We start from the raw sequence: 2,706 nt of genomic DNA on the forward strand, positions 1-2,706 counted from the left end.
CCGCCTCAACCGCGCCTCATGAACCGCCGTGTACGGAACCGTACGCACGGTGGTGTGGGAGGAGGGCCGCCGTAAGGCGCCCTCCTACCCGATCATATGATTGATCGCGGGGCCGATCCGTGGTGTAACGGGCGGTCTATATCGCAGTGCAGCATGGGGGTCAGCGATGGAGCTGCCAGCCTCCCCGATCACCATCGAGCCGCGTGCGCTCGACCGGGAGACGCTCAAGCGCGACATCCTGGAATGGCTGGTCTACGCCGTCGGGCGCGAGGTCCACCGCGCCACCCGGCACGACTGGTTCGCCGCCACCGCGCTGGCCGTGCGCGACCGCCTGGTCGATCGCTGGATGGCCTCGCAGCACCGCGAGGAGGCGACCGACGGCAAGCGGGTCTACTATCTCAGCCTGGAGTTCCTGGTCGGCCGGCTGATGGCCAACGCGCTGACCAATCTCGGCATCTACGACACCTGCCGCGAGGCCCTGGGCGATTTCGGCGTCGACCTCGGCGCCGTGCTGGAGGTCGAGCCCGACGCGGCGCTCGGCAATGGCGGCCTCGGCCGCCTCGCCGCCTGCTTCCTCGACAGCATGGCCACGCTCGGCATCGCCGGCACCGGCTACGGCATCCGTTACGAATACGGGCTGTTCGAGCAGCAGTTCGATCGCGGCTGGCAGGTCGAGTACCCCGAGGACTGGCTGAAATTCGGCAATCCCTGGGAGTTCGAGCGGCCGGAGGTGGCCTATCCGATCGATTTCTACGGCAAGGTCGAGCCGGGCGAGCCCGGTCCGGATGGCCGGCCGAAGCCGATCTGGCGCGGCAGCCAGCGGGTGCTGGCCGTCGCCTACGATACGCCGGTGGTCGGCTGGGGCGGCGCCACGGTCAACACGCTGCGCCTGTGGTCGGCCAAGCCGGTGCGGGAGTTCGATCTCGCCCCCTTCAACTCCGGCGACTATATGAAGTCGGTCGAGGACAAGATTCTGTCCGAGACCCTGTCGCGCGTGCTGTACCCGAACGACAACACCCCGGCGGGGCAGGAACTGCGGCTCAAGCAGGAATATTTCTTCACCTCGGCCTCGCTGCAGGACGTGCTGCGCCGCCACCGGATGCATCACGACGGCTATGACGACCTGCCGGCCAAGGCGGCGATGCAGCTGAACGACACCCATCCGGCGATCGCGGTGCCGGAGCTGATGCGCCTCCTGATCGACCGGCACCGGCTGGACTGGGACCGCGCCTGGAAGATCACCACCGGCTGCATCAGCTACACCAACCACACGCTGATGCCGGAGGCGCTGGAGACCTGGCCTGTGGCCCTCCTGGAGCGGGTGCTGCCGCGCCATCTGCAGATCGTCTACGAGATCAACGACCGTTTCCTGAAATCCTCGCGCGTGGTGGCCAAGGACCCCAGCCGCCTGTCCACCCTGTCGCTGATCCAGGAGGGCTGGGACCGGCGGGTGCGCATGGGGCCGCTGGCCTTCCTCGGCAGCCACCGGGTCAACGGCGTCTCGGCGCTGCACACCCAGCTGATGCGCGAGACGGTGTTCCGTGATCTGAACGAGGAGTTCCCGGACCGGATCACCAACAAGACCAACGGCATCACCCCGCGGCGCTGGCTGGTGCAGGCCAACCCGAACCTGGCGCAGCTGATCCACAACATGATCGGCACCGGCTGGGAGGATGATCTGGAGCGGCTGTCCACCCTGGCCGGAAAGACCGAGGACAGCGCCTTCCGCGAGGCGTTCTGGGCGGTGAAGCGCCGCAACAAGGCCCTCTTGGCGCATCACATCGGCGAGATCGCCGACCTCCGCGTCTCCGGCGACGCGCTGTTCGACGTCCAGGTCAAGCGCATTCACGAATACAAGCGCCAGCTGCTGAACATCCTGCACGCGGTGGCGCTGTGGCAGGAGATGCGCGACACGCCGGACGCGGCCTGGACGCCGCGGGTCAAGATCCTCGCCGGCAAGGCCGCCCCCGGCTACGCCACGGCCAAGCTGATCATCAAGCTGGCCAACGACGTCGCCAGGGTGATCAACACCGACGCCGAGATCCGCGACCAGCTGAAGATGGTGTTCCTGCCGAACTACAACGTCACGCTGGCGGAGCGCATCATCCCGGCCGCCGACCTGTCGGAGCAGATCTCGACCGCCGGCATGGAAGCGTCGGGCACCGGCAACATGAAGTTCGCGCTGAACGGCGCGATCACCATCGGCACGCTGGACGGCGCCAATGTCGAGATCGCCGAGCGGGTCGGCGCGGACAACATCCTGATCTTCGGCCTGACCGCGGCCGAGGTGGCGGCGAAGCGGGCCCAGGGCTACGACCCGGCGGCGGTGATCGCCGCAGATCCGCGCCTGGCCCGCGCCGTGGCGGCGATCGAGGACGGCACCTTCTCGCCCGACGATCCGGGCCGGTTCCGGCCGATCACCGACGCGCTCCGGCACAGCGACTGGTTCCTGGTGGCGGCGGATTTCGCCGCCTATTGGGAGGCCCAGGCCCGCGCCGCCGCGCTGTATCGCGACCGCACGGCCTGGACCCGGATGGCGATCGAGAACACCGCCCATGTCGGCTGGTTCTCCTCCGACCGCACGGTGCGCGACTACGCCGAGGAGATCTGGGACGTCCGGCCGCCTTTGGCCCGGGCGGCGGAGTAAAGAGTAGGTTGGGTTCGCGACAGCGAACCCAACATGTCGACATCGGGACGGTGTTGGGT

The 2,706-nt window shown here is 68.1% G+C and carries 1 protein-coding gene; it reads left to right on the plus strand.

Annotated elements, in window-relative coordinates:
• Positions 1-166: 166 nt before the first annotated feature.
• Positions 167-2,647, plus strand: a complete 2,481-nt coding sequence (locus ACFW16_RS36010; RefSeq protein WP_380313911.1) for a glycogen/starch/alpha-glucan phosphorylase — start codon at positions 167-169, stop codon at positions 2,645-2,647.
• Positions 2,648-2,706: the final 59 nt, after the last annotated feature.

Origin of the sequence: Inquilinus sp. NPDC058860 (genome assembly GCF_042743185.1) — a bacterium.
In the GTDB taxonomy this organism is placed as follows: Bacteria; Pseudomonadota; Alphaproteobacteria; order DSM-16000; family Inquilinaceae; genus Inquilinus.

Bases quoted from the DNA above. Each gene is read 5' to 3' on its own strand.
- ACFW16_RS36010 (WP_380313911.1), top strand. From the start codon at position 167: ATGGAGCTGCCAGCCTCCCCGATCACCATCGAGCCGCGTGCGCTCGAC.